Origin of the sequence: Cognatiyoonia sp. (genome assembly GCF_965661665.1) — a bacterium.
Taxonomy (GTDB): Bacteria; Pseudomonadota; Alphaproteobacteria; order Rhodobacterales; family Rhodobacteraceae; genus Cognatiyoonia.
This window is the reverse complement of sequence record NZ_CBFIEO010000006.1, coordinates 108,785-134,914: the sequence shown is the minus strand read 5'-3', so window position 1 is coordinate 134,914 and position 26,130 is coordinate 108,785. Positions and strand designations below refer to the sequence as shown.

At 58.0% G+C, this 26,130-nt stretch carries 29 protein-coding genes and 2 pseudogenes; 13 read left to right on the top strand and 18 right to left on the bottom strand.

Annotated elements, in window-relative coordinates; genetic code table 11:
• Nucleotides 1-246 precede the first annotated feature (246 nt).
• On the top strand, nt 247-666 hold the full coding sequence (gene arfB, locus ACTF5F_RS05815) for an alternative ribosome rescue aminoacyl-tRNA hydrolase ArfB (protein WP_438955933.1): 420 nt from the start codon (nt 247-249) through the stop codon (nt 664-666).
• 18 nt (nt 667-684) lie between these two features.
• On the opposite strand, the gene ACTF5F_RS05810 is transcribed toward arfB, so the two are convergent.
• Together ACTF5F_RS05810 and pncB are read right to left on the bottom strand one after the other, a co-directional pair.
• On the bottom strand, nt 685-1,161 hold the full coding sequence (locus ACTF5F_RS05810; RefSeq protein WP_438955932.1) for a hypothetical protein: 477 nt from the start codon (nt 1,159-1,161) through the stop codon (nt 685-687).
• A 317-nt stretch (nt 1,162-1,478) separates the two neighbouring features.
• Nucleotides 1,479-2,771, bottom strand: coding sequence for a nicotinate phosphoribosyltransferase (gene pncB / locus ACTF5F_RS05805; protein ID WP_438955931.1), 1,293 nt, complete (start codon nt 2,769-2,771; stop codon nt 1,479-1,481).
• Nucleotides 2,772-2,828: 57 nt separating this feature from the next.
• On the opposite strand from pncB, the gene ACTF5F_RS05800 reads away from it, so the two are divergent.
• Complete coding sequence (locus ACTF5F_RS05800; RefSeq protein ID WP_438955930.1) at nt 2,829-3,668, top strand: DMT family transporter; 840 nt, start codon at nt 2,829-2,831, stop codon at nt 3,666-3,668.
• Here ACTF5F_RS05800 and ACTF5F_RS05795 read toward each other — a convergent pair.
• The 6 genes and pseudogenes from ACTF5F_RS05795 to ACTF5F_RS05770 form a co-directional block, all read right to left on the bottom strand.
• The gene (locus ACTF5F_RS05795) at nt 3,665-4,114 is read right to left on the bottom strand and encodes a TerB family tellurite resistance protein (protein WP_438955929.1); all 450 of its coding nucleotides are present in this window, start codon (nt 4,112-4,114) and stop codon (nt 3,665-3,667) included. The two genes, ACTF5F_RS05800 and ACTF5F_RS05795, sit on opposite strands and share 4 nt — an antisense overlap.
• Before the next feature lie 57 nt (nt 4,115-4,171).
• Nucleotides 4,172-5,031 (bottom strand): annotated as a pseudogene (locus ACTF5F_RS05790) (AbrB family transcriptional regulator).
• Nucleotides 5,032-5,163: 132 nt separating this feature from the next.
• The gene (trhO, locus tag ACTF5F_RS05785) at nt 5,164-6,069 is read right to left on the bottom strand and encodes an oxygen-dependent tRNA uridine(34) hydroxylase TrhO (protein WP_438955944.1); all 906 of its coding nucleotides are present in this window, start codon (nt 6,067-6,069) and stop codon (nt 5,164-5,166) included.
• 40 nt (nt 6,070-6,109) lie between these two features.
• Nucleotides 6,110-6,475 (bottom strand): Hsp70 family protein, encoded by a 366-nt coding sequence (locus ACTF5F_RS05780; RefSeq protein ID WP_438955928.1) that lies wholly within the window; start codon nt 6,473-6,475, stop codon nt 6,110-6,112.
• A gap of 78 nt (nt 6,476-6,553) precedes the next feature.
• The gene (locus tag ACTF5F_RS05775; protein ID WP_438955927.1) at nt 6,554-6,970 is read right to left on the bottom strand and encodes a hypothetical protein; all 417 of its coding nucleotides are present in this window, start codon (nt 6,968-6,970) and stop codon (nt 6,554-6,556) included.
• 105 nt (nt 6,971-7,075) lie between these two features.
• Entirely contained in the window at nt 7,076-7,258 is a 183-nt protein-coding gene (locus ACTF5F_RS05770) for a hypothetical protein (RefSeq protein ID WP_438955926.1), read from the bottom strand.
• Between the two features lie 219 nt (nt 7,259-7,477).
• Here ACTF5F_RS05770 and pncA point away from each other — a divergent pair, with 219 nt between their 5' ends.
• The 4 genes from pncA (at nt 7,478) to ACTF5F_RS05750 (ending at nt 10,416) form a co-directional block, all read left to right on the top strand.
• Entirely contained in the window at nt 7,478-8,071 is a 594-nt protein-coding gene (gene pncA / locus ACTF5F_RS05765) for a bifunctional nicotinamidase/pyrazinamidase (RefSeq protein WP_438955925.1), read from the top strand.
• Between the two features lie 71 nt (nt 8,072-8,142).
• Complete coding sequence (locus tag ACTF5F_RS05760) at nt 8,143-9,339, top strand: NAD(P)/FAD-dependent oxidoreductase (protein WP_438955924.1); 1,197 nt, start codon at nt 8,143-8,145, stop codon at nt 9,337-9,339.
• 16 nt (nt 9,340-9,355) lie between these two features.
• Nucleotides 9,356-10,186: an NAD-dependent epimerase/dehydratase family protein gene (locus ACTF5F_RS05755; protein ID WP_438955923.1), complete on the top strand. Its 831-nt coding sequence runs from the start codon at nt 9,356-9,358 to the stop codon at nt 10,184-10,186.
• Nucleotides 10,183-10,416, top strand: coding sequence for a hypothetical protein (locus ACTF5F_RS05750; protein ID WP_438955922.1), 234 nt, complete (start codon nt 10,183-10,185; stop codon nt 10,414-10,416). The genes ACTF5F_RS05755 and ACTF5F_RS05750 overlap by 4 nt, the downstream gene beginning before the upstream one ends.
• On the opposite strand, the gene ACTF5F_RS05745 is transcribed toward ACTF5F_RS05750, so the two are convergent.
• A complete protein-coding gene (locus tag ACTF5F_RS05745; RefSeq protein ID WP_438955921.1) occupies nt 10,413-10,691 on the bottom strand; it encodes a DUF1569 domain-containing protein in 279 nt (92 codons plus the stop codon). The genes ACTF5F_RS05750 and ACTF5F_RS05745 overlap by 4 nt on opposite strands.
• A 29-nt stretch (nt 10,692-10,720) precedes the next feature.
• Between ACTF5F_RS05745 and ACTF5F_RS05740 the strand changes: the two genes are divergently transcribed.
• The 3 genes from ACTF5F_RS05740 (at nt 10,721) to ACTF5F_RS05730 (ending at nt 11,259) form a co-directional block, all read left to right on the top strand.
• Nucleotides 10,721-10,843 carry a hypothetical protein gene (locus ACTF5F_RS05740; protein WP_438955920.1) on the top strand — a complete coding sequence of 41 codons (123 nt, stop codon included), beginning with the start codon at nt 10,721-10,723 and terminating at the stop codon, nt 10,841-10,843.
• A gap of 77 nt (nt 10,844-10,920) precedes the next feature.
• The gene (locus ACTF5F_RS05735) at nt 10,921-11,094 is read left to right on the top strand and encodes a hypothetical protein (protein ID WP_438955919.1); all 174 of its coding nucleotides are present in this window, start codon (nt 10,921-10,923) and stop codon (nt 11,092-11,094) included.
• Nucleotides 11,095-11,259: a CorA family divalent cation transporter gene (locus tag ACTF5F_RS05730; protein WP_438955918.1), complete on the top strand. Its 165-nt coding sequence runs from the start codon at nt 11,095-11,097 to the stop codon at nt 11,257-11,259.
• Nucleotides 11,260-11,329: 70 nt separating this feature from the next.
• Here ACTF5F_RS05730 and gyrB read toward each other — a convergent pair whose 3' ends face one another.
• The 9 genes and pseudogenes from gyrB to mutM all read right to left on the bottom strand — a co-directional run bounded on the left by gyrB (nt 11,330) and on the right by mutM (nt 21,382).
• Nucleotides 11,330-13,744 carry a DNA topoisomerase (ATP-hydrolyzing) subunit B gene (gene gyrB / locus ACTF5F_RS05725; protein ID WP_438955917.1) on the bottom strand — a complete coding sequence of 805 codons (2,415 nt, stop codon included), beginning with the start codon at nt 13,742-13,744 and terminating at the stop codon, nt 11,330-11,332.
• 79 nt (nt 13,745-13,823) lie between these two features.
• On the bottom strand, nt 13,824-14,444 hold the full coding sequence (locus tag ACTF5F_RS05720) for a LysE family translocator (RefSeq protein ID WP_438955916.1): 621 nt from the start codon (nt 14,442-14,444) through the stop codon (nt 13,824-13,826).
• A gap of 81 nt (nt 14,445-14,525) precedes the next feature.
• Nucleotides 14,526-14,956 (bottom strand): annotated as a pseudogene (locus tag ACTF5F_RS05715) (VOC family protein).
• The gene (gene recF / locus ACTF5F_RS05710; RefSeq protein WP_438955915.1) at nt 14,953-16,068 is read right to left on the bottom strand and encodes a DNA replication/repair protein RecF; all 1,116 of its coding nucleotides are present in this window, start codon (nt 16,066-16,068) and stop codon (nt 14,953-14,955) included. Before recF ends, ACTF5F_RS05715 begins: the two are co-directional and overlap by 4 nt.
• A 71-nt stretch (nt 16,069-16,139) precedes the next feature.
• Nucleotides 16,140-17,258 carry a DNA polymerase III subunit beta gene (gene dnaN / locus ACTF5F_RS05705; RefSeq protein ID WP_438955914.1) on the bottom strand — a complete coding sequence of 373 codons (1,119 nt, stop codon included), beginning with the start codon at nt 17,256-17,258 and terminating at the stop codon, nt 16,140-16,142.
• Between the two features lie 130 nt (nt 17,259-17,388).
• Nucleotides 17,389-18,729 (bottom strand): chromosomal replication initiator protein DnaA, encoded by a 1,341-nt coding sequence (dnaA, locus tag ACTF5F_RS05700; RefSeq protein WP_438955913.1) that lies wholly within the window; start codon nt 18,727-18,729, stop codon nt 17,389-17,391.
• Between the two features lie 551 nt (nt 18,730-19,280).
• Nucleotides 19,281-19,544, bottom strand: a complete 264-nt coding sequence (gene rpsT, locus ACTF5F_RS05695; protein WP_438955912.1) for a 30S ribosomal protein S20 — start codon at nt 19,542-19,544, stop codon at nt 19,281-19,283.
• A gap of 147 nt (nt 19,545-19,691) precedes the next feature.
• A complete protein-coding gene (locus ACTF5F_RS05690) occupies nt 19,692-20,468 on the bottom strand; it encodes an enoyl-CoA hydratase (protein WP_438955911.1) in 777 nt (258 codons plus the stop codon).
• A 62-nt stretch (nt 20,469-20,530) separates the two neighbouring features.
• Entirely contained in the window at nt 20,531-21,382 is an 852-nt protein-coding gene (gene mutM, locus ACTF5F_RS05685) for a bifunctional DNA-formamidopyrimidine glycosylase/DNA-(apurinic or apyrimidinic site) lyase (protein WP_438955910.1), read from the bottom strand.
• Between the two features lie 138 nt (nt 21,383-21,520).
• Here mutM and ubiE point away from each other — a divergent pair, with 138 nt between their 5' ends.
• From ubiE to ACTF5F_RS05665, 4 genes are all read left to right on the top strand, one after another.
• Complete coding sequence (gene ubiE, locus ACTF5F_RS05680; protein ID WP_438955909.1) at nt 21,521-22,270, top strand: bifunctional demethylmenaquinone methyltransferase/2-methoxy-6-polyprenyl-1,4-benzoquinol methylase UbiE; 750 nt, start codon at nt 21,521-21,523, stop codon at nt 22,268-22,270.
• A gap of 3 nt (nt 22,271-22,273) precedes the next feature.
• Nucleotides 22,274-23,806, top strand: a complete 1,533-nt coding sequence (gene ubiB, locus ACTF5F_RS05675; RefSeq protein WP_438955908.1) for a 2-polyprenylphenol 6-hydroxylase — start codon at nt 22,274-22,276, stop codon at nt 23,804-23,806.
• Between the two features lie 130 nt (nt 23,807-23,936).
• Nucleotides 23,937-24,845 (top strand): chlorophyll synthase ChlG, encoded by a 909-nt coding sequence (gene chlG / locus ACTF5F_RS05670; RefSeq protein ID WP_438955907.1) that lies wholly within the window; start codon nt 23,937-23,939, stop codon nt 24,843-24,845.
• A gap of 1 nt (nt 24,846) precedes the next feature.
• Nucleotides 24,847-26,127 carry a BCD family MFS transporter gene (locus ACTF5F_RS05665; protein WP_438955906.1) on the top strand — a complete coding sequence of 427 codons (1,281 nt, stop codon included), beginning with the start codon at nt 24,847-24,849 and terminating at the stop codon, nt 26,125-26,127.
• The last annotated feature ends 3 nt before the right edge of the window (nt 26,128-26,130 follow it).

Genomic DNA, 26,130 nt, shown 5'->3' with positions numbered 1-26,130 from the left:
TCAGGAAGGGCTGTCCGATCGCTTGGGCAGCCCTTTTCAGTTTAAATCCAAAGGGTTCAAAGGGTGCGGGAAAGCGATTTTGCCAAGCAAATTTGCGGCCGCACTCAGAAATTAACTGGGTGCCTGAAAACCCTCAAACCCTTATTTCACGTGTACACCGTGCGTACACAGGGCGTAAACACTGCGTATGTACAGTCTGGCATACGCCAGAATACCTTCAGCGAGGATATTTTTGGCAAGAGGAAGATGAGCCTGCGCATCAACGACCAGATTGAGATTGCTGATTGGGAACTGTCAGAGCAGTTCGCGCGGTCCTCCGGTCCGGGCGGGCAGAACGTCAATAAGGTCAGCACGGCGGTTGAACTGCGGTTCGAGGCGGAGCGGTCGCCTGCTTTGACAACTGCGGTCAAGAAACGGCTGCGCCGGATCGCGGGACGGCGGTGGACGCAGGACGGGGCGATTGTGCTTTTCGTGCAAGAAACCCGCAGCCAAGCCCGCAACAGGGAGATTGCGCGGGAGCGGCTGAAAGAAATGATCACCCAAGCACTCATCACCCCCAAAAAACGCATCGCCACGAGACCTACACGCGGCTCCGTTCGTCGGCGGTTGGAAGCAAAGAAGATCCGTGGTGATGTGAAAAAGTTGCGTGGCAAGGTCGAGGATTGACCCCCGCGCTTGCTATACCTAGTTCAGTGAACGTGGTCTCGAAGGGTGACTAAAGTCGGCGGCAAGATCATCAAGTCCAAGGAACACAACGTAGAGCCCTTGAACTTGAATAGCGGTCTTTTCTTTAAAGACGAGTGCGCGGCGCGTCCTTTTCGGCGAAGGGGCGCCCGCTGGTGCCCACATGGAAAGACACCGTGCGGGTCCGCGTCTGACGCCGTTGGGCGGAGAGAGGCGCAGCTCAACCCGCGACCCGACGATGACATCGCCTTGCGGGATCACATCCTTAAAGACGTCACTGCTCACCATGACGCTTTCGGGCGCATCGGCCGTGCGGGTATGCGCGTGTGACTTCAGGATGCCGACGGGTTCTGCATATCTGACGGAGCGGGAGACCATAAGATCTTCATAGCCCACATGCTGCACCCGCGTCGGCCCGCGACCGGTCACAACCAAGGAACAGCCGCTGACGCCGAAGCGTTCAAAAAAGTTTGGCACTTTCATAAATCGGTAAAGTTTGCCTGGCGAATCTCTCTACTGTTTATTGCAAGTTTCTTTTGCTCAATGTGGTTCGACACACTGCGGGAAGTTCCAGCAATATGCCTTTTTTGGAGCGCTATAACCACCAATATACCTGCAGCGGCGATACTCTTGTTTTTTCTGGTTTGTCTCGAAAATGGTATGTTCAAGTTTTCCTATAGCCAAAACCGTGGTCGTTTCAGAATTGAAGTCACTCAAACACTTACCGCGGATGAGATAAGTAGAACTTCCGTATTCTCAGAACCGGTATCCGGCAATTCTAGTGAAACTGAGACCTAAACCACCACCTCAATCTCGGCCTGATCGCCTACCCCGAACACGCGCTTATAGCGCTCGATCTCGGCCTCGGGGCCCATGGCTTTCCTTGGGTTGTCGCTCAGTTTGACCGTGGGTTTCCCGTCGGCTGAGATAGCTTTGCAGACCAAGGAGAAGGAGGCGAGGGTGTCGCCCGCGGTCAGGCCTTTAAAGTCGTTGGTCAGCATGGTGCCCCAGCCAAAGGACACGCGGCAGCGGCCGGCGAATTGAGACTGAAGCTCCAGTATTTTGTCGACGTCGAGGCCGTCGGAAAAGATCACCAGCTTCTCCTTCGGGTCTTCGCCGCGGGCTTTCCACCAGTTGATCGCCGTTTCCGCCCCCTCTGCCGGATCGCCAGAGTCAACGCGGATGCCTGTCCAACCGGCAAGCCAATCGGGGGCTGCGTCGAGGAAGCCTTTGGTCCCGTAGGTGTCGGGCAGGATGATGCGCAGGTTTCCATCATGCTCCGCATGCCAATCAGAGAGCACGTCATAGGGCGCTTGGCGCAGGGCATCGTCGGTGCCCGCTAGCGCGGAATAGACCATGGGGAGTTCATGAGCGTTGGTGCCGATCGCCTCAAGATCGCGGTTTTTGGCGATGAGGCAGTTGGAGGTGCCGACAAAGCTGTTGCCCAGGCCTTCGCTCATCGCTTGCACGCACCAATCTTGCCAGAGGAAGGAATGGCGGCGACGGGTGCCGAAATCCGCGATGCGCAAGTCGGGGTTGCCTTGGAGTTTCTCGACCTTTTCCCAGAGGCGGGTCATGGCGCGGGCATAAAGGACTTGAATCTCAAACCGGCCCATCTGGTTGACGACGGCGCGGCCGCGCAGCTCCATCAAGATCGCGAGGGCAGGAATTTCCCAGAGCATGACTTCGGGCCATGACCCTTCGAAGGTCAGCTCATATTGCCCGTCGCGCTTTTCAAGGTGGTAGGCGGGCAGGCGCAAGTTTTCGAACCAGTCCATGAAATCGGGGCGGAACATCTGGCGTTTGCCGTAGAACGTGTTGCCGCGCATCCATGTGCTTTCCCCGCGCGAGAGGGAAAGGGAGCGGACGTGATCAAGCTGTTCGCGCAACTCGCCCTCGTCAATGAGCTGTGCCAGCCGGATGGATTTCGTACGGTTGATGAGGGAGAATGTGACCTGCGTGTCGGGTTGGTTGCGGAACACCGACTGGCACATCAGCAACTTATAGAAATCCGTATCGATCAGTGAACGCACGATCGGGTCGATCTTCCATTTGTGGTTCCAGACGCGGGTGGCGATATCGACCATTGCAGTAATTCCCTGTAGCTGGGGGGTGTTAGAGCAAGTGATGCGGTGGAACGCAAGATGTGGCAGTTCGCAGCTATGGTTGTTGGTGGGATGTTCCTGATCGTGGGGGCAGACACGGCGGGGACGCTGTTGACCCGCACGGGCGTGAGCCCGCTTTTCATCGCATGGTCGCGATTTGCGGTGGCGGCGGTGGTGTTTGCACCCTTCTTTGGGGTCAGCCTGCGGGAGGCGCGGCAGTTTACCGAATGGCGGCTTATCTTCCGCGCAGCACTGATTGTGGGTGGGATCAGCTGCATCCTGACCGCACTGCGGACGGAGCCGATTGCCAATGTCTTCGGGGCGTTCTTTGTGAGCCCTGTGGTGGCGTTTGTGCTGTCCCTGGTGTTGTTGAAAGAACGCACTGGTTGGCTAAGGGCGGTTTTGGTGCTGGTGAGCTTCGCAGGTGTTTTGATCGTCGTACGCCCTGGGTTCGGGATGACCCTAGGCTTGGGCTTCGCGCTGGTCGCGGGGCTGCTCCACGGCGGGTATCTGGTGGCGACAAAATGGATGGCTGGTGACTATCGGCCGAGGTTCCTGTTGCTGTCGCAACTGACCATCGGCGCGATCCTTTTGGCACCGTTCGGGATCGGCGGTGTGCCAGAGATATCCGCCCCCGTCGCCGCCTTGATTATGTTCAGCGCCTTGGGGTCAGCCACGGGCAACCTGCTGATCGTTCTGGCCAGCCGGATCGCAGACGGCAGCCTGATCGCGCCACTGATCTACAGTCAGTTGATCCATGCGGCAGTGCTAGGCTGGCTCGTGTTCGGGGAATGGCCGGACCTGCAAAGCTTTCTCGGCTTGCTAATCGTCCTGCTGGCAGGGCTGTCGACCCTGTGGCTCGCGCGGCGGCAGACCTAACCGCATTTCGACGCCGCCTCATCATGGAGCCGTTTCGCCACGGCGGCGCTGACACCCAGAACCAATTCGATCTGGCGCAACAGTTCGTCCTCTTCGTCGTGCTCGATTCCATCAGCAAAGACGACACGCACAAGGGCGGCGACCATCGCCTCCCGCTCTTCGGCTGGCACGGCATTGCGTAGAATGATGGCAAGCTCTTCTGTCGGAGGCATCGCGGCCTCCAGCCGTTCGCATTCCACCCGCATCTTCGCAGCCTCGACGGGGTTCAGCCCGTTGCGTTCGGCCAGTACTTTGTCGATCTGCTGAAGCTCTTCAAAGAGGTAAGTATGATCCGCCTTCGCCGCACGCACCATCAATGCGCCCAGCGCATGCCGCGCGTCCGATTCCGGCAACGGCTTTTCATGGGCCGGTGGATTTTGGAAGAAGGCAATGAAACGCTTTAGCATTTGGCACTATATCCGTTGTTGGTCTGGACTGAGACTACTCTTCCAGTGATAGGCACGCTAGCCTCGCTTCCGAACCAAAAGCCCAAAGACCGTTGGCGCGATGGCGATGACCATCGTGACGCGGATCAGATGGGCGACGGTGACGAAAGCGACGTCTTGGCCGATGGCGAGGGTCATTAGGCTCATCTCCGTCAAGCCACCGGTTGCGAAGGCAAGGAAGGCTTGGCTGAGCGGCATGTCGATCATGGTGATCGCGATGAAAGCCATGAGGCCAGCGGCGGTGAGGGCCAGAACGGTCCCCAGTGCTGCGAGGCCGAGGTCTTGGCCGACATCGCGCAGGGTGGCCCCGATAAAGCGGCAGCCGATAACGGTGCCGACGACGATCTGCGCACCGATGATGAAGATGGTTGGCGGCGCAACATGGGTCCATCCCATGAGGTGGACAAAACCGCTGAGGATCATCGGGCCAAACATGGGTGCGGCGGGCAGATTTATCCGTTTTGCTAGCGGGGCACCGATGATCGCGCAACCGAGGAGGAGTGCATAATCCAGCGCGCTTGGCGCGGCAAGCGGGATCCATGACGCGGCACCGCTGTCGCTCCGCACGCCCACAAAGACGCCGAAGACGATGACCACCATAAAGATCACAAGGAGGACTCGAGCAGCATCTGATTCAAGCCACCTGGCATCGCGCTGCAAAACGCGGTGGTGCGATCATAGTGCCCAATACGGCGATAAATGACGTAGCTGATGGTCGCCGAACATATCAGCACAAACGGAAGGATCAGGAGGGTCAGCGCCCAAGGCCCCAGCTTTTGGAAAATGTCGGCGTTCACCGTAGAGCCGAGCATGACGCCCACCACGGGCACCACAATGGGGCGCAAGCGATCTGGGGCCTTGAAAGGCACGCGCGACATGGCCACGATCGTCACCCCGACCATTGATCCCAGCATCCATGGCAGCGGCATGTTGATAAGAAACGCGAGGGTGGCAGAGATGAGCCCGATCAGCAGCGCCAGTCCTTGAGGTGCGAGGCGCTTAAGTATGCCCTAGAACTCACCCATGTGTTTTTCGCCCCGTTCTGCGGACAGGCGGATTTGCTTTTGACGTTCGCGGAAGCGGTTTTTGGCCTCTTCGGTCGTGTCGTTGATGCATTGGTGGCAGGACACGCCGTCCTCGTATTCAGGACGGTTTTTGTCTTCGGGCAGGATCGGTTGGCGGCAGGCGTGGCAAAGGATGTGGGGGCCTTCCTCAAGCCCGTGGCCGACGCTGACGCGGGCATCAAAGACGAAACATTCGCCGTCCCATTTGCTTCCATCCTGCGGAACCTCTTCGAGGTATTTCAGGATGCCGCCTTTGAGGTGGTATACCTCATCCACGCCCTGCCCCAGCAGGTAGTTCGTAGATTTCTCACAACGGATGCCGCCGGTGCAGAACATGGCGATCCGTTTGTTATGGAAGCGGTCTTTGTTCTCTTCCCACCACGCGGGAAATTCGCCGAAGGATTTGGTTTCAGGGTCAATCGCCCCGTCAAAGGTGCCGATGGCCACCTCATAATCGTTACGCGTGTCAATGACGGCGACGTCGGGGGCGCTGATCAGGTCGTTCCAGTCGGCGGGGGCCACGTATTTGCCGACCTTCTCAACCGGATCGACGTCAGGCTGGCCCATTGTTACGATCTCTTTCTTCAAGCGCACTTTCATGCGATTGAAAGGGGCAATAGTGGCATGGCTTTCCTTGTGCTCTAGCGTCGCACAGCCCGGCAGGGCGCGGATGACGTTCAGGATCGCGGCGATGCCTGTGGCGGTGCCTGCGATGGTGCCATTGATACCCTCTTTCGCCAGCAGCAACGTGCCGGAGATGCGATGCTCCCGACAGGCGGCCAGCAGCGGATCCTTGATCGCGGCAGGGTCGTCAAAGCGCGTGAAGTGGTAGAGGGCGGCAACGGTGTACATGGCGCTCAGATACGCCTCAGTTGTGGGTTCGGCAAGGGGGCTAGGCGCGGGCGGCGGCCATCGCCAAACCATCGGCGACAGCGGTGAAGGCCGCGGTGCGCTCTTGCGCGACGGTGGGAAAGACATCAGTAATCACGGTGGTGACGGATCCCATTAGGCTGGAGCCACCGACATAGACTACCATGCCGATCTGATCGGCAGTGACACCCGCCATGTCCAACGTGTCCTGCGCGGCCTCTGCAATTTGGTCGGTCAGCGGGGCGAGGGTTGTTTGCATGATATCGCCGGCCAGCGGGACAGAAAGGCCCGTTTCAATATAGGACAGATCAATTGCGGCATCCTCCCGCGCGTTGCGCGCAATCTTTCCGGCTTCCACAGCGAAGGAGATGTCATGCCCCATCTCCATCTCGATCACCTGAGCCAGCGTTCAAACGGTGGCTTGTCGAGGGCGAGCTTGGCGTAGCGTTTGGTGAGCCGCGTAGTCTCAGGCGTATAGAGGAATGGAATTTTTTTCCCACGTGGCAAGTTCTTGGAACAAGACATTGGGCGCGATGTTAGTGCCGGAGCCGAGCTCATTGCGCAACTCCCCGTGATAGCCGAGGAGTGGCATCACGGTCGCAAGGTTCAAGGAGCGGTCAAAGTTGGTGCCCCCGACACGAACCCAGTGGGACGCGATGACATTCGTCTTTGAACCGACCCGTTCGAAGAGGGTGAAGTCTGACGTGCCGCCGCCAATGTCGACGACGAGACCGAATTTGCCATTCAAGGGCGCGGTGCTTGTTTGGGCTGCGGCGTCCGGCTCGAACATAAAATTGATCTCAGTGAACCCTGCGGTCTCATAGGCCGATCTCAGATCATCCTCCGCCCGCGCGTTCCGATCTGGATCGGGGTGAAAATGCACCGGCCGACCGGAAAGAATGCTGTCAAAGGTAAGGCCAGTCGGCGCCTCCGCCCGATTTTTGACGGTGGTGAGGAAGTGCGCAACAACCTCAATTAGCGTGACCCGCTAGTAGGAGATCATCGGCCGTTTGTGCATCAGCGGTATCCCAAAGACAGATTTTAGGGCGCGCATAAACCGCCCTTCCCGCCCATCAATCAAGGCAGCGTTGGCGGCGGAGCCGTAAACGGCATTCGCGTGGTGCGTATCAAAGAAGACAGAGGCGGGCAGCGTCGTCTTGCCATCCTCCACCGGGATCTAGAATGGTCGGTCGCTCGCCATCACAGCCGCGGCGGTGTTGGACGTACCAAAATCAATGACCAACGTGTGATTCATTTCATCAATCCCTTGAAAAAGACGCCCGACTTAGGGCATAGACGACCCTCGGCCAAGTGGAAATTGGAAGACATCGCCGAACTTGACGCCCCCTAGCGGGATGGTAGGCAAGACGCCAAAGCAAGGAGAGCCGCCATGACCAAAGCCCTGATCGTGATTGATGTGCAAAACGACTTTTGCCCCGGTGGGGCGCTCGCCGTCGCGGGCGGGGATGAGATTGTCGGCGGGATCAGCGCGCTGATGGCGGATTTCGACGCGGTGATTTTGACGCAAGACTGGCATCCGGCGGGGCATTTGTCTTTCGCGAGCTCGCATGACGGCCAAGACCCGATGAGCGTGATCCAGATGCCCTATGGCCCGCAAGTGCTTTGGCCCGATCACTGCATCCAAGGGTCAGACGGTGCGGCCTTTCATAAAGATCTGCGCACCGATGGTGATCTCATCATTCGCAAAGGCTTCAACACCACCATCGACAGCTATTCGGCCTTCTTTGAGAATGACCACACCACCCCCACGGGGTTGGAGGGGTATCTGCGCACACGCGGGATCGACGAATTGACGATGGTTGGCTTGGCGTTTGATTTCTGCGTCAACTACTCCGCCGTTGACGCGGCAAAGCTGGGTTTCAAGGTGACGGTGCGCGAGGAATTGTGCCGCGCGATCGACTTTGATGGCTCCTTTTCTGCTGCGCGTGCGGGTATGACAGATGTGGGCGTCACACTGGTCTAGAATTTGCTTTACAGATCGCTTGATCGGTGATCCCATCTTCCAATTCGCTTCGCGTTTTGGGAGGGTCGCATATGCAGGCGCCAGCACAGTCATCTTATGACGTCGTGATCGTCGGCGGGGCGATGTATGGCTCCTCCATCGCGTGGTGGCTGACCGAACAGGCGGGGTTTGATGGAAGAGTTCTGGTTTTGGAGCGCGACCCGACCTATGAGTTCACCTCAACCTCCCACACCAACAGTTGTATACGGCAGCAGTTCAGCGCGGCGATTAACATCAAAATCTCCCAATTTGCAGCGGATTTCGTCAAGAATTTCCGCGCCTACATGGGCGGGGATGAGCGGGTGCCGGACGTGGTGCTGCAAAGCTATGGTTACATGTATATGGCGGGCGATGCGGGTTTTGCGGAGACATTGAAAGAGGCGCAAGCGATCCAAGCCGCCAATGGCGCGGGTACACGGCACATGTCGGTGGACCAAATCGCAACGGAGTACCCGTTCTACAACCTCAATGACATCGTGGCGGCCAACCACAACCCGATTGATGAGGGGTATTTCGACGGCAACACGCTGTTTGACTGGTGGAAGCGGTCGGCGCGCGAGCGTGGGGTGGAATACATCCACAATGAAGTCGTCGCGATGACGCGTGACGGGCACCGCGTCGAAAGCGTAACGCTCGCCTCGGGCGAGGTTGTATCCTGTGGCACGGTCGTGAACTGCTCCGGCCCGCGCGCCGTGCTCACCAGCCGGATGGCAGGGATCGATATTCCGGTGGAGCCGCGCAAGCGCTATACCTTCATCTTTCAGGCGGAAGACCCACTCGACCGTGATCTGCCGCTGACGATTGATCCCTCTGGCGTGCATATGCGGACCGATGGTACCTACTATCTGGCGGGTTGCCCGCCAGATGAGGATCACGCCGTCGATTATGATGACTTCGTGCAGGATCATTCAATCTGGGAGGAAAAGGTCTGGCCCACCCTCGCCCACCGCGTCCCTGCGTTTGAGCGGATCAAGCTTATCAATTCATGGGCGGGGCATTATGCCTTCAACACGCTCGATCAGAACGCGATTGTCGGACCGCATGATGAGGTGGAGAACTTCATCTTCGCTAACGGCTTTTCCGGCCACGGCTTCCAACAATCCCCTGCCATCGGGCGCGGTGTCGCGGAGTGGATCGCGACGGGCGCTTACCAATCGCTTGACCTGACGCCTTTCGGATATGACCGCATTCGCGACGGCCGCAAATTTATAGAAAAGGCCGTCATCTGACGGGAAAGGACCAGACATGAAGATCGTTTTGACCGGAGCCGCCGGCCGCTTAGGCAACATTTGCCGGAAGCCTTTGTCGAAGATGTGCGACGCGCTGGTCTCCACCGATTTGGCGGACAGCATTGACGATTTGGCGGCGAACGAGAGTTACGTCAAATGCGATATCGGGGATCGGGAAGCGGTTCATGCGCTGCTGGGGGGGGCGGATATGATCGTCCACTTCGGCTCCATCGCGGATGAGGCGCCTTGGGAACAGATCCTCCATTCCAACCTATTAAGCGCCTACAACATTTGGGAAAGCGCCTATCAACATGGGACGAAGCGGATCGTGTTTGCGTCGTCGATCCATGCGGTCGGGATGCACAAGAAGCATGACTTCATCGGCGTGGATGCGGCGCATCGTCCAGACACCTACTACGGATTGGCCAAATGCTTTGCCGAGGATTTGGCGAGCCTTTATTGGGACAAACGCGGGTTGGAAACGGTGGCGATGCGGATTGCTTCGGCCTCTGGCAAAGTTGGAAATTCTCGTGCTTTGGGATCATGGCTGTCGGATGGGGATTTGGTGCAACTGGTGCAGAAATCCGTGACTGCCACCACCACGGGTTTCACGATTGTCTATGGCGTCTCAAACAACGACCGCGCGGGTTTGGACAACTCCGGTGCGTCAGCCTTGGGGTATCGCCCCAAGGACAATGCCGAGGAGTTTGCGGAGGAAATCCTCGCCAACGCACCACCACAGGACAACCAAGATCCAGAGGATATGTGCCACGGCGGGCCGTTCGCCGTGGTGCCTTTGGGCGAGAGTGGCGTTGAGATGATCAAAGCCCGCTCGGTCAAAACATGACGAACCGAGACTGGACCACCGTTTTCGAGGTCATAGGCTCCATCTCCGCTATGGCCTATGCGCTGCTGATCGCGTCGAATACCGGCAATGAGGTTTTGGGGTTCTCGCTGCTCCTCATCTCCGCCCTACTCTTCGCCGCATGGGGCTGGCTCGACAAACGCTGGACGTTCCTGCTGTTGCAGGCGTTCTATGCGGGATCAGCGATTATCGGGCTGGTGCGGTGGAGTTAGGTGAGGTTGAACTCTTCCAAATGATTGTTGATGTGCAAGACATGGGCGATTGCGTAGTCGTCTTTGTCGAGCAGCTCATAGGCAAAATGCGACTTTAGCTCGGCTTCGTACTTGCGGAAAGTAAGGAGCGCTGATTTGAGGCGCAGCAAGCCATCGGTCGCCTCGCCTTCGGTCATGACAACCTCTCCCGGAATGATTTCATCGAGGCCATGAGACATCTTCACGCGCGCGTTGAGCACCTTGTAGGCAAGCTGTTCGACGGTGCGTTGAAACATCTGGGATTTCTCTTCGGGAAAGCCTAACATTGAGAATTCGACCGATTGCGCATGGCCTCACGGAGCGTATCAAGACGGTGTCACTGGCGCTGGAGGAACAAACCGATGATTTGGAAGACCTTTTCGGCGATGGCCACAAGCCGGTAAGCTGAACAGCATTCATCAAGCAGTCATCAGAATGCGGCGCTTCATCAACCCGCAGAGGTAGGCGATCGCAGCATTGGCTGCGTTGGAAGACTGGATCCTCACGCCTCACAAACTTGCAAACCTCCGCGAAACCAAGAACCGGACCAGACGGATTGTTGAAGAGCTTGACGCCGTCCGCGACAGGCTGTCCGCATTGCAAGACCACATCGACGCCGAACGCACCCATGCGCTTGGCCACAACAGCTACATCCTGTAAGTGATCGCCGCGATCTTCCTGCCGCTGGGATTCCTCACAGGGCTCTTCGGTGTAAACGTCGGCGGCATGCCCGGCACGGACAACGAATCCGCCTTCTGGATCCTAACCATCACATCGCTTATGAGCGGGCTGTTGTTGTACCTGATCTTCAAACTGTCGAAATGACCTTTACGGGCGCGACCCGTAAAGCAATCAGTTGGCCAGATTATCTCGCGAGGGACGTCTCTAGGCAGACCTAAAAATCCAAATTCTCTACACTCAGCGCATTAGTCTGGATGAACTCACGGCGGGGCTCTACGACGTCGCCCATGAGCTTGGTGAAGAGGTCGTCAGCCTCCGCCACGTCGTCGACTTTCACTTGCAGCAGAGTCCGCGCGTCGGGGTCTAGGGTGGTTTCCCAGAGCTGGTCTGGGTTCATCTCCCCCAAGCCTTTGTAACGTTGCAAGGTCAGGCCCTTTTCACCTTCCTCAAGGATCGCTTTCAACAGGTCCAGTGGCCCGTGGATCAGTTGGGAGCGGTCTTTGCGGACCAAAGTGGCGGGGAGCTCGTAAACCTCTTGCAGGGATTTGGTGAAGCTGCCGGAGCGGCGGGCTTCGCCAGAGCGGAGCATGGGGCCGTCCAATGTGCGCACCTCTTCCACGCCACGCAGGATGCGGGCGAGGCGGATGCCTTTGTCTTGCGTGATCCGGCCCTGCCAACCGCGTTCCCATTCGAGCGCGATGAGATCGAGGCGTTTGGCGACCTTATCCGCCACGCCTTGCAGGTCGGCGTCCACTGCGCCCTGCACGAACGCCCCCGCAATCGCGGCCTGTTCGAGGATGTGGCGCGGGTAATGGGTTGGGAAGGCCTCTAGCACGCGCTTCAATTGCCGCGCCTCATCCACCACGCGCCGCAGATCGTTACCGGTAATCTCTTCCCCGTTGCCTTGGCGCAGCACCGCCCCTTCGATGCCCTGTTCAATCAGGTAATCATCAAGCGCGGCTTGGTCTTTCAGATAGACCTCCGACTTGCCACGCGACACTTTGTAGAGCGGTGGCTGCGCGATGTAGAGGTAGCCGCCTTCGATTAGCTCCGGCATCTGGCGGAAGAAGAAGGTCAGCAGCAGCGTGCGGATGTGCGCACCGTCGACGTCCGCATCTGTCATGATGACGATCTTATGGTAGCGCAGCTTCTCAATATTGAACTCATCGCGGCCAATGCCCGTGCCCAGCGCCATGACAAGGTTACCAATCTCTTGGCTCGACAGCATCCGGTCAAAACGGGCGCGTTCAACGTTGAGGATTTTACCACGGAGCGGCAGAACCGCTTGTGTGCGGCGATCGCGGCCAGTCTGGGCGGAGCCGCCAGCAGAGTCCCCCTCTACCAAGAACACTTCGGTCTTGGCGGGGTCTTTTTCGGAGCAGTCTTTCAGCTTGGAGGCGTTGTAGTTAACATCCATCGCCGACTTCCGGCGAATTTCGCGGGCTTTGCGCGCAGCTTCACGCGCAGCGGCGGCCTCAACGATTTTGCTGATGATCGATTTGGCAACGGCTGGGTTTTCCTCAAACCATTCGTTGAGCTTTTCTCCCATCAGGTTTTCGACCGCTGGGCGGACCTCGGAACTGACCAGCTTGTCTTTGGTTTGGGAACTGAATTTCGGGTCTGGAACCTTTACCGACAACACGCAGGTCAGACCCTCACGCGCGTCATCGCCCGTGATCGCGACCTTCTCTTTCTTGGCGATCCCACTCTCCGCCGCGTATTTCGAAATGGCCCGCGTCAACGCCCCACGAAAGCCCGCCATGTGGGTGCCGCCGTCGCGCTGCGGGATGTTGTTGGTGAAAGGCAGCACCATTTCGTTGTAGCTGTCGTTCCACCACATTGCGACTTCGACGCCAATCTCATCACGTTCGCCTTTGACGTAAATCGGCGCCTCCATCAGCGGGGTTTTGGAGCGGTCGAGGTATTTGACGAACTCGTTCACGCCACCCTCGTAATACAGCTCCGACCGAAGCGGTTCAGCGGGGCGTTCATCCTCTAGAATGATCCGCACGCCAGAGTTCAGGAACGCCAATTCGCGCAGACGCTTTTCCAATGTCTCAAACGAATAATCGAGGTTGGAGAAGGTGTCGGTGGAGCCCAAAAAACGCACCTCTGTCCCCGTCTCATCTCCGGCGTCGCCGATCACCTCTAGATGCTTTGTCGTGTCGCCGTGCTCAAAGCGGGCGGAGTGTATTTTACCATTACGCCAGACCTTCAGTTCCAGCCAGACCGATAGCGCGTTCACAACGGAGACGCCCACGCCGTGCAAACCACCGGAGACCTTGTAGGAATTGCTGTCAAACTTCCCGCCCGCATGCAGCTGGGTCATGATGACCTCCGCCGCGCTGACCCCTTCTTCGGGGTGCATATCAACCGGAATACCGCGCCCATTGTCGCGCACGGAAATCGAACAATCCGCGTGGATGTTGACGTTCACATAGTCCGCATGACCGGCCAACGCCTCATCAATGCCGTTGTCGACAACCTCATAGACCATATGGTGCAAGCCAGAGCCGTCATCCGTGTCCCCGATATACATCCCAGGTCGTTTGCGCACAGCCTCTAACCCCTTCAAAACCTTGATGGAATTGGCGCCGTATTCTTCGGGCGACTGCTGCTCGTCTGACATGCGGATTTTCCTGCGTTATCTTCCGCAAAATATAGCGAATCCGCAGGGGATTGTCACGCTGACGGCACAATATTTTGCGTCAGGATGCAGCGATCACCCCACCAACGCCAATCAGCCCAGTACCCGCCGTCAGATTGGTCCGCCGAATCGCTTTCGGGCTTTTCAAGAACTGCCGTATCTGACCCACAAAAAGCGCCAAGGTCAGGTTGCCGAGGAGCGGAACAAGAAAGCTCGCAACGCAGATCGCCACGATGTCAAGCACGGTGATGACTGTGGAATCAAAGAAGGTAGGCAGGAGCGCCAAGTAAAACAGGCTCGCCTTCGGATTGGCGGTTACGGCCAGCAATCCGGCCACAAAACTCGCCCACGCCCCGCGTTTGGAGAGGCCAGAGGCTTTGGAGAGATCCTTGTCAGCATGACGGATGAGGGCGAGCCCCATGAAGATCAGGACCAAGGCACCCGCATAGCGCAAAACGATCAGGAAATCCGCCCAGATGGCAACAATTGCGGTGACGCCAAAAACGGCAACCAAGGGCCACAGGATGTCCCCAACAGCAACGCCCAAGGCCAAAGGGACCACGGATTTTGCCCCACCAGACACCGCGCGAGCAATCACCGCAACCCAAACCGGCCCAGGTGTGATGAACAACAAGAGCAGGGCGCCGGAATAGAGGCCAAGCTGTGTGAGTGTGATGGACATGGAGGAAAGCCTTTTTGAGTCAAGATGCGAAAGAATGGGGCCAGCGTATCAAACCCGTCAGAAAGCAACAGGCCGCTTGTGTTACTCCGGATTCGGCAAGGTCAGGCTTCCATCATCATTCAGCGGCCAGAAAGGGTTTATGGCCACTTCCCACACATGCCCGTCAGGATCGGCGTAATAGCCGGACTATCCGCCCCAAAACACCTTCTCCGGCCGTTAGAGTGCTGGCCCCCGCCGCTAGCGCTGCCTCGAACGCTTCATCGACCTCCGCCTCTGTCGGGAAGTTTTGGCCAAAGGTTGATCCGTCAATCCCCAGCGGCGTTCCGGGGCGGCCTTGATCCTTAGCAAGGTGCTCCAGCCCGAAAAGGCCCAGGGCCATGCCATTGATCTGATAGAACAGCGCTTTAGAGAGGTGCTCTTTTTGGCTCCCACCCGAGCGCGCGGTAGAACGCGGTCGAACGGTCCAGATCGGCCGCGCCCAGGGTGATGAGGGTCACACGTTGTGAGGTCATGGGGATGTCCTTTGTTCTGCGACGGAGGCTCCGTCCACTTCGCTCACTTCGATGTATTGCGCGCGGTCGCCCAGCTCTTCAAATAGCTCTGGCCCCGTGCCTGTCATCCACGCCTGTGCACCCAGCGCGCAAATCTCATCATAAAGCGCGGCGCGGCGACCTGCGTCGAGATGGGCCGCAACCTCATCCAACAAGATGATCGGCGGCGCGCCAAAGTCGCGCCCAACCGCGCGGGCATTGGCGAGGATGACACTGATCAAGAGCGCCTTCTGTTCCCCCGTTGAGCAATCCTTGGCCGGCATCCCTTTGCCGGTGAACACCGCCGCCATATCGGCGCGGTGCGGGCCAACTAACGTGCGTCCGGCAGCAAGGTCGCGCGGGCGGCTGTCTTGCAGTGCCTCTCGTAGTATTTCCGCATCACCCTCTCCCTCAATCGGATTGGCATTGGTTAGGCGCAGTTCCGCACGGGGAAAGGCGGTCTCTGCCATCGCTTGGCCCGCCATCAGCTGTGCAATGGCGTATTGACGGTTGCGGGTGATCTCCGCCCCTGCCTCCGCAATCTGTTTTTCTAGCGCGACATACCAATGAGCATCGCGCACCATGTCTTTCAAGAGACGGTTCCGCTCCCGCATCGCCTTTTCATAGGTCAGCGCGGCCTCCGCATGATGTGGCAGAAAACTGAGCGTGGCGCGGTCGAGAAACCGCCGCCGCCCGTCGGTCCCTTCGATCCACAGACGGTCCATCGACGGGACCAGCCAAACCATCCGCCCAACTCGGCCCAAGGCGATCTGAGCAGCAGATTTGTCATCAATGCGCACCTGCCGCGATTGCCCCGCCTCGGCCCCCGTTTCCAATTCATGCATCTGATGCAGCGAATGCAACACACCTTTGACCTTCCAGCCCAGCGCCTCCGGCCTGCGGGTCAGATCATCCGGCCCCGCGCGGCGCAGCCCGCGCCCAGGTGACAACAAAGACACCGCCTCCAGCAAATTGGTTTTGCCCGCGCCATTGGCCCCATAAATCGCGACTGGACGCGCGTCGCAGGTCAACGCAACACGCTTGTGCGAGCGAAAATGAGACAACGTCAAAGAGGTCAGCGCAAGTCCGTTCAAAAGCGCTCTCCACTACCTTCCTCTTGCCAAAAATATCCCCGCCGGAGGCTCTGCCGGTCGCAAGAAAGGGATCAGACCCGCATCGGCATGACCACGTATACCGCGCTCGTGTCGTTGCCTTCGCGCATCAATGTCGGGTCGCCGGATGAGTTAAAAAGGAAGACCGCATTCTCACGATCCACCTGACTGGCAATTTCGAGCAAGTATTTGGCGTTAAAGCCAATATCGAGCCGCTCATCACCGTAAGCAACGGCCAATTCTTCCTCAGCCGCGCCGCTGTCCGGTGCGTTGACAGACAGGACGAGCTTGTCTTCTTCCAACGCCAGCTTCACGGCGCGGGAGCGCTCGGAGGAAACGGTCGCCACACGGTCCACAGCTTTGGCGAATTCGGACGCGTCGACCTCAAGCTTGCGGGTGTTTCCCTGTGGGATCACGCGGGTGTAATCCGGGAACGTACCATCGATGACTTTTGATGTCAGCGTGATATCCGGCGTGGCAAAGCGCACCTTAGTCTCGCTCACCGATACAGCAATCTGCATTTCGTCATCATCGAGCAGCTTGCGCAGTTCACCGACAGTTTTGCGCGGCACGATGACGCCTGCCATATCCGCAGCGCCATCTGGCAGGTCCGCATCAATGCGGGCCAAGCGGTGGCCGTCTGTTGCCACACAGCGCAGAACTTTGCCGCCATCACTGTCCGCGACGTGCATATAGACTCCATTGAGATAATAGCGTGTCTCTTCCGTCGAAATCGCAAACTTGGACTTATCGAACAAGCGGCGCAGCACCGGTGCGGGGGCAGAGAAGTTCGCCGCGTACTCCGATGATGCCATCACGGGGAAGTCTTCCTTTGGCAGCGTTGCGAGGGAGAAATTGGAGCGACCCGCCTCAATAGTCAGACGGCCAGAGGCGCCATCTTCGGTCAGCGTGACAAGCGCGCCATCGGGCAGCTTGCGGACGATTTCATTGAGCGTCACGGCGGAGACGGTGGTGGCCCCTGCCCGCTCCACCTGTGCAGCGGCGCGGTCGACCACTTCGATATCGAGATCGGTCGCGCGGAACTGAACGGTGTCGCCTTCAGCCTCGATCAGCACATTGGCGAGGATCGGGATCGTGTTGCGGCGTTCGACCACGGATTGCGCTTGCGCCACGCCCTTAAAAAGGCTTGCACGTTCAATACTTAACTTCATCGTCCCACGCTCCGACTGGTTGGGGCTCACGCCGCAGGGATGCAAAAACTACCTGTTTTTGCATCCGGCTCAAGCATTATTTAAAAAGAGTTTCTGCGACTGCAGCAGAAGGGTCAAGCGCCCGGCGCTGTTATTCTTCCAGCGCGCGACGCAGCAGTTCCACATCGTCAGCAATCTGGCTGTCAGTGACCATCAATTCCTCGATGCGTTTAACGCCGTGGAGCACAGTTGTGTGGTCACGGCCCCCGAAGCGGCGGCCAATTTCTGGCAGGGAGCGACTGGTCATCTGTTTCGCCAGATACATCGCCATTTGGCGCGGACGCGCAAAGGTGCGCAGACGCTTTGGCCCGATCATGTCAGACAAGCGGATGTTGAAATGTTCGCTCACCTTGCGTTGGATTTCTTCAACCGTGACCTTCCGATCAGAGGCTTTGAGGACATCAGACAAGCAGTCTTGCGTCAGTTCCAGAGTGATGTCGCGACCCACGAGGCTTGCGAAGGCGAAAAGACGGGTCAGCGCGCCCTCAAGCACGCGAACGTTGGAGGTGATCCGATGCGCCAAGAATTCCAAAACGCCGTCCGCAATCACAAGGTCAGGGTACTGCGATTTCTGTGTCGCAACCTTTGACTGCAGCACGCCGAGGCGCAATTCATAGTCCGTTGGGTGCAGGTCCACGACCAGCCCACACTGCAGGCGGGAGCGAATACGATCTTCGAGATCTTTGATCTCACCCGGTGCGCGGTCGGCAGAGATGATGATCTGCTTGTTGGCATCCACGAGCGCGTTGAACGTGTGAAAGAACTCTTCCTGCGTGCTGTCTTTGCCCGCGATGAACTGCACATCGTCGACCATCAGTACATCAACGGAGCGGAAGAGCTGTTTGAAGTCCATCATCTTGCGCTCGCGCAGCGCGGTAATGAAACGGTACATGAACTGCTCTGCTGAGAGGTAAAGCACATTCGCCTCTGGCTGGCGGGCGCGGAGGTCGTTGGCGATGGCATGCATCAGGTGGGTCTTGCCCAAGCCGACGCCACCATAAAGGAACAGCGGGTTGAATGTGACAGGGCCACCTTCAGCGACGCGGCGGGCGGCAGCGTTTGCCAGTTCGTTGGGTTTACCGACAACGAAGCTGTCGAAGGTAAAGCGTGGGTCGATTGGGCTGCTGTCAGCATCCTTGACGGATTTTGCCTTCGCTTTGGCTTTCTTAGGCGCGGACGCGGAAAGAGGGCCTTTTGGCACATCAAAACTCAGACGCTGAACGTCCTGTTCATGACGGTTGAGTTGATAGATGATTTGATCGCCGAAGTTCTGTTCGACGTAGTTTCCGATAAACCCTGTTGGAACTTCGAATGTCGCGACGCGGTCGTCTAGCGATTTCAGTTCCAATGGAGCAATCCAGTTTTTGTAACTGTTCGCACTCATTCCCAATTTAAGTGCTTTAAGTACATTGCCCCAAACAGCAGTCGTCATCTTTTGCCCTTGCCCCGTCCTATAGCTTCATCTCACGGCTTTTGCCGTTGCGCTCACATGCTTCGAGCCGCGAAAATATTGCGTCGCCGACGCAAAAACTCAGCGGACGTCCTTGTCAAACTAACAAGATCGCAACGCTCTGTTAGCCCGCAGCGGGCTAACATCACGCCACAACAGTCGCAGATGGGGGCTTACTCTTACCAACAAAACTCAGTTCCCAAATCACACAAGCGAGCAGCACCCAAGCGGTAGAAAGTGATAGCCAAACGTCCCCTGTGCCAGTTTCAGTTCCCGAAGAAAACCGGCCAAATGTCCGACTAGCTCACCTCAAATCCCCTCGGAACGATGTGAATCGCAGGATCAGCCTAACAAGGGGTTTGCGGACCTTTCAACACAACATCGTACTTGACTCAGTGTTTGAAGAAAAAGAATCTCTTTGACCTTTGAAACTTCTCAAAAACTTATTTGATATGCCGCAAATGCAAAAAAGGCGGGCCGTGCTGACCCGCCTCTTTTCTGTGCGACTGTCCCGCTGTGGGACAGAAATATCACTATCCGATGGCTTTGACGCGCGCAGCCAGGCGCGACATTTTTCGCGCCGCTGTGTTCTTGTGCATTACGCCTTTGGTCACGCCACGCATGATTTCTGGCTGAGCAGCTTTCAAAGCGGCCGCTGCTGCGTCCTTGTCGCCTGATGCGATGGCTTCTTCGACCGCACGCAGGAATGTGCGAATGCGGGAGCGGCGCTGTTTGTTAACCGCATAGCGGGCTTCGTTCTGACGTGCGCGTTTCTTGGATTGAGCTGTGTTTGCCATGTTCGTGTCTTTCGTTCGGGTCCATCAAAAATCAAATTATACGCCTGATGGCCCACCGGGTTCTGTACCGGCCGAATCTGCCAAAGCGGGCATCACGCGCATGTTGAATGCCGCTTAGCCCGTTCAATGCTCAAAGGGAAGTGTTTTTTAGCGGTCTCGGAAATTTGCTTCGCGCTTTTCCTTAAAAGCGGCCATGCCTTCTGTCTGGTCAGCGGTAGAAAAGAGCGATTGAAACAAGCGGCGCTCATAGTTGAGACCTTCCGCAAGCGTCGTCTCATAAGACCGGTTCACCGCATCCTTGGCGGCGATGGTGGCGATCAGTGATTTCTCCGCGATCTTCTCCGCCGCGAACTGCGCTTCGTCGCGAAGTTTCTTGGCTGGTACCACCCGGCTAACAAGGCCGGACCGCTCCGCCTCCTCCGCGTCCATGAAGCGCCCGGTCAGGTTCATATCCATCGCTTTTGATTTGCCGACATAGCGGCTCAACCGTTGTGTCCCACCCAAACCGGCGATCACGCCCAGGTTCACTTCCGGCTGGCCAAACTTGGCGGTATCGGCGGCAATAATAAAGTCGCACATCATGGCCAACTCACAGCCACCACCCAAAGCGTAGCCCGCAACAGCCGCGATGATGGGCTTACGGGTGCGGTTGAAGCGCATGATTTCAGGCTCAAAGAACGCGCTCAGATACATATCGACAAAGCTTTGATCGGCCATCTCCGTCACGTCGGCGCCAGCGGCAAAGGCCTTCTCCGATCCGGTGATGACAATGCAGCGGGTTTTGTAAGACGCATCCGCCTCTTCCAATGCGGTGCAGAGCTCCTGAAGCAACTGTTGGTTCAACGCATTGAGCGCATCGGGGCGGTCCAAGGTGATCGTTGTGACGTGATCATCAGTGGCCACTTTGAGCGTTTCGAAAGCCATAAGGCACCCTTTTGCAATCCCGGTTGCAAGGTTTCTGCCGCTATTCGGGGGCGGCGATCAAGCTATCTTTGGCATTGCGGACAGAAAAAGGAGGACCGACCAGATTGAACGATTCGGCGTATTTCCTTGCCACAGGAGGGAGTTGCGCAGGTTTCGCCCTCTTGATCGTAGACGCGAAAGCCGTGCTGGAAATAACCCAACTCCCCATCTGCTTGGCGGTAATCGCGCAGGGAGGAGCCACCAGATTCGATCGCTTCGCTCAACACATCGCGGATGATCGGCACCATCGACGCCACGCGCGCCGCACTGATCCGACTGGCCTTGCGAGCTGGGTGGATACCCGCGCGGAACAGAACCTCGCACACATATATATTGCCAAGGCCCGCGACGATCCGTTGGTCTAGCAAGGCGGTTTTCACCGGCGTGTTCTTTCCTTTGAAACGCTCAATCAGGTGCGCCTCATGGAAATCATTGCCCAGCGGTTCCGGGCCAATGTCTTTGAGTAACCAATGGATGTCCTGATCCTTGGTCGGAATCAGGTCCATCACGCCAAAACGCCTTGCGTCGTTGAAGGTCACGCGCGTGCCGTTGGCCATATGAAACACCACATGATTGTGCTTTTGCGCAGCAGGATGATTGTGATGAAACTGTCCCAACGGATCGCCGGACACGGTCATACGACCCGACATCCCCAGATGAATAAGGAGCGTTTCATCGGTGCTGAGATCAGCAAGGATGTATTTCGACCGACGGCGCAACTGCCTCACGGTCGCGCCTGTCAGCCGCTCCGCCATCCGATCGGGGAAAGGCCAGCGCAGATCAGGGCGGTTCACATCCGCCTGCGCGATCACCGCCCCCTCCATCGCGGGGAGGAGCCCTTTGCGGACAGTTTCCACCTCTGGCAGTTCCGGCATAGCGACCCTTCATGTTCCAGTGCCCTCCGAAATAGAGCGCGGGCGATAGAAATTACAACACCCTGTGGCGTAATGACATTTGTCCTTTTGGGGTAAGAGGTATAATTCACCCATGAGAACTGAACGTGAGCCGCCGCCATGACCGACGAATCCCAGACAACGCATTTCGGATTTGAAACCGTCCCCGAGGGGGAGAAGGCAGGCCGTGTGCAGGGTGTCTTCAGTTCCGTCGCCAATAAGTATGACATCATGAATGATGTGATGTCCGTGGGCATCCACCGAATCTGGAAGAATGCGATGATGGATTGGCTGGCCCCGCGGGCCGGTCAAAAACTGCTCGACGTGGCAGGCGGCACGGGCGACATTTCCTTCCGCTTTCTGAAACGCGCGGGTTCAGGGCACGCGACTGTGCTCGACCTAACCGAACCGATGCTGATCGAAGGGCGCAAGCGCGCAGAAGCGGCGAGCCTGTCTGACAGTCTAGAATGGGTTGTGGGCGACGCGATGGTGCTGCCGTTTGAGGACAACACATATGACTTCTACACGATCAGCTTTGGCATCCGGAATGTGACGCGACCTCAGAAAGCATTGGAAGAAGCCTACCGCGTGTTGAAACCTGGCGGGCGGTTGATGGTGTTGGAGTTCAGCCAGATCCCTAATGACATGATGCAAGAGGCCTACGACCTTTATTCCTTCAATGTCATCCCGCGCATGGGGCAACTGATCGCCAATGACGCGAACAGCTATCAGTATCTGGTGGAATCGATCCGTAAGTTCCCAGATCAAGAGACGTTCCTTGGCATGATCCGCGACGCTGGGTTCGAAAACACCAAGTACCGCAATCTGACGATGGGCATTGCCGCCCTTCACTCTGGGTGGAAGCTCTAAGACTTGCGCGGCCCACACAATATCATCCGCCTGATTCGAACAGGCGCGACGTTGGAACGGACCGGCGCGATGAAAGTCGTGCTTGATGCGTTTGATGCAGGACCTTTGCTGCGCATCACCTTCCGGTCGCTGGTCTGGCCGTTTCAATGGCTGGGGTTCAAAGGTGATGTGACCATGCCCCCCGCGCCCCGTGCGCTGACCGCACTTGGCCCCGCTTACATCAAGTTTGGTCAGGTTCTCTCAACCCGCCCCGATGTGGTGGGCGATGAGTTAGCCGTGCAGTTGCGCGTGTTGCAGGACAAGCTGCCCCCGTTTTCGATGAAAGCGGCGAAAGCCGAGGTAAAGCGCGAGTTGGGTCAATCGGTGGAGGAGCTTTTTACCTCCTTCTCTGAACCCGTAGCGGCGGCGTCATTGGCGCAGGTGCACAAGGCACATGTGGCCGACAGCGATGATGCGGTTGCTGTAAAGATTTTGCGGCCCAGGATTGAGCGGGCGTTTCGCAAGGATGTGGATGCGTTCTATTTCGCAGCGCGGGCGATTGAGCTTCTCTCCCCCGCGTCGCGCCGTTTGCGCCCGATGGATGTGATCGAACATTTCGAAGGCGTGGTCTTAGGTGAACTTGACCTGCGGCTCGAAAGCTCCGCCGCGTCTGAGTTTGCGGCGAACACCTCCAAGGACGCGGGTTTCGAAGTGCCGAACGTGCGGTGGCGTTTGTCGAGCCGTCGGGTGATGACGCTCGATTGGGCCGAAGGGATCAGCATTGGCGACAATGACGGGCTGGACGCGGCGGGGCATGACCGCCGCGCGCTGGCAGCGCGGGTTTTGCAGATGTTCCTCAACCACGCGCTGCGCGATGGCTATTTCCATGGCGACATGCACCAAGGCAACCTGAAGGTGGCGGAGAATGGCGACATCATCGCCTATGACTTTGGCATCATGGGCCGGATTGATGCCTACACCCGCCGCGTCTATGCGGAGATTTTGTTTGGCTTCATCCGCAAGGACTACAAGCGGGTCGCCGAAGTGCATTTTGAGGCGGGCTATGTGCCAGCCGATCAGGATGTGGATGAGTTTGCCCGCGCCCTGCGTGCGGTGGGGGAGCCAATTTTTGGCATGGACGCCAGCCGGATTTCGATGGGGCGGTTGCTGTCCTACCTGTTTGAAGTGACGGAACGCTTCGGGATGGAAACACGGACCGAGCTGATCCTGCTTCAACGAACGATGGTTGTGGTCGAAGGCGTCGCGCGGTCACTGGACCCGCACATGAACATCTGGCACGTCGCGCAGCCGATTGTGGAGAATTACATCAAAGAAAGCATCGGGCCGAAAGCCTTGTTGAAAGACCTTGGCAAAACGCTGATAGTTCTGTCGCGGTTTGGTCCGCAATTACCCGCCATCGCAGAAGCGGCGCTAATCCGTCGGAACAACCCACCACCACCACCAAAGCCGCAGCGGCGCTTGGCGCGGTTGGCTTGGTTCAGTCTGGGTGCCGTGATCGCAGCTGGGGCGACATTGGGTTTGCAGCACTTCTTGTAGGTCGGCTGACGCATTACCCGAATTACACTTGATAAGGAGCTTTGGTCCGCTGCCGTGCGACCAAGAGCCCCGGTCTGTCCGCATATGTTTACACTTGCAGACTCTTATAGTGTCAATCTAGACTTACAGAATGTCGGTCACGTCAGACATTCCACAGCTCCAACGGCGCTGGCCAGAGCCACGCGCTGCAATCACGTTGATCAAGCCAATAACGTGGTTCCCACCGATGTGGGCGTATCTTTGCGGGGCGGTGTCATCTGGGGCTACGTTTTCCATTAACCTGTTGCTTTTATTATTGGGAATCGTCCTCGCCGGTCCAATTGTCTGCGGCATGAGCCAAGCAGCGAACGACTGGTGCGACCGGCATGTCGACGCAATCAACGAACCAAACAGACCGATCCCGTCTGGGCGCATTCCAGGGCGATGGGGGCTTTGGATTGCGCTTGGGATGTCGGTACTGTCGCTGGCCGTGGGCTGGCAACTGGGGCTTTGGGGCTTTATCGCCACCGTCCTCGCCGTGTTGGCCGCTTGGGCCTATTCGGCGGAACCTGTCCGGCTGAAGCGGTCCGGCTGGTGGGGTCCGGGGGTGGTCGGTCTGAGTTACGAAACGCTGCCTTGGATCACAGGGGCCGCAGTTCTGTCGGCGGGCGCACCTGCGCCAAGCATCCTTCTGATCGCGCTCCTTTACGGGTTGGGCGCGCATGGGATCATGACCTTAAACGACTTCAAGGCGTTGGAAGGGGACAAGCAAATGGGTGTCGCCTCCCTCCCTGTCACGTTGGGCCCCGAGCGGGCTGCGCTTTGGGCCTGCTGGATCATGGCGGTGCCGCAAGTGGTGGTCATCGCCTGCCTCGTGCTTTGGGATCGCCCGCTTCACGCGCTGGGCATTGCGGCCGTCCTATTCGCGCAACTCGCCGCGATGCGAGTGATGCTGCGCGACCCGAAAGCCAAGGCGCCTTGGTACAATGGTACCGGCGTCGTTCTTTACATCAGCGGCATGATGATCGTGGCCTTCGCGCTGCGGTCAATGGAAGGATAATATGACGCTAAGCTGGCTACAGATCATGCGATTGGGACTGGTGCAGATGGCACTGGGCGCGATCGTCGTCCTCACCACATCGACGCTGAACCGTCTGATGGTGGTCGAGCTGGCCTTGCCAGCCGTTCTACCCGGAGCATTGGTCGCCCTGCACTATGGCATCCAGATGACCCGCCCGCATTGGGGCTTTGCCTCTGACACAGGCGGGCGACGTACCCGCTGGATCATTGGCGGCATGTGTGCCCTGGCGCTGGGCGCGTTTCTGGCGGGCTGCGGCGTCTTGGTTCTCGAAGGCAGCTTTGCGCTTGGGATGATCGTCTCCGTCATCGCTTATGCGCTGATTGGCTTGGGTGTTGGAGCGTCCGGCACGTCATTGTTGGCGCTTTTGGCCACAGCCACAGCCCCGCATCGTCGCGCGGCGGCGGCCACCATTACGTGGCTGATGATGATCTTCGGGATCGCGATGACTGCAGGCATCGTCGGCAGCTTGCTGGATCCTTATACGCCCGCGCTGTTGCTGCGCATCGTTGCGGCAGTGGTCCTGATTGCCATAGCGCTCACCACCCTTGCCGTTGCGGGGATCGAAAACCGCGTGACCGCTGTGCGGGAGCCGGACCCGACTCCCTTCCGCGAAGGGTTGAAGGACGTCTGGCAAGAACGGAACGCCCGAAATTTTACGTTGTTCGTGTTTTTGTCGATGGCCGCCTACTTCATGCAGGAATTGATATTGGAGCCTTACGCGGGCCTTGTCTTTAACTTCACGCCGGGGGAGTCGACTTCGCTATCTGGTGCGCAAAACGGCGGCGTCTTCATCGGGATGCTGACGGTCGGGATCATGGCGACAGGGCTGAAGATCGGCGCATTGCGCAGTTGGGTCATGGCGGGGTGCCTTGGATCAGCGCTGTCGCTGGGCGTCATCGCCCTGCTTGGCCCCATAGGGCCCGGTGCACCCTTGCTGCCAGCGACCATCACGCTTGGCTTCTTTAACGGCATGTTCGCGGTTGCGGCCATCGGATCAATGATGGCGCTGGCCGGTCATGGGCGCGAACAGCGTGAAGGCACGCGCATGGGTCTTTGGGGCGCCGCGCAAGCAATTGCCGCAGGCTTTGGCGGTTTGATGGGCGCGGCGCTTGTAGATGTCTTCCGTCTCACGCTCTCAGACGCGCAAGCATTTGGCAGCGTTTTCGTTTTCGAAGCCACCTTGTTTATCGCCGCCGCCCTGATGGCGGCCAAAATAATGGATCGCCCAGTCATGTCGGCGTCCATCGTCCCGGGGGAATAAGCT